This is a genomic window from Prevotella sp. SGI.167, assembly GCF_050313615.1.
Lineage (GTDB): Bacteria > Bacteroidota > Bacteroidia > Bacteroidales > Bacteroidaceae > Prevotella.
In genome coordinates this window covers 1-222 of record NZ_JBNPLT010000168.1, presented here as the reverse complement: position 1 = coordinate 222, position 222 = coordinate 1, and the positions used below count along the sequence as shown (strand labels likewise).

1 protein-coding gene is annotated in these 222 nt (G+C 44.6%); it reads left to right on the top strand.

What is annotated here, in order from left to right:
* Positions 1-222: GDP-mannose 4,6-dehydratase (locus ACQRBJ_RS16365; RefSeq protein ID WP_445304275.1), on the top strand; the 222-nt coding region annotated here is incomplete at both ends.

Genomic DNA, 222 nt, shown 5'->3' with positions numbered 1-222 from the left:
CATCAGCCAAAGGTGGTGGTGAATCTCGCTGCTCAGGCTGGCGTGAGATATTCTATCACGAATCCGGATGCTTATGTACAGAGTAATCTGATAGGTTTTTACAATATCCTGGAGGCTTGCCGTCATCATGAGGTAGAGCATCTGGTTTATGCCTCTTCATCTTCTGTTTATGGTTCAAACAAGAAGGTGCCTTATTCTACGGAAGACAAGGTGGATAATCCT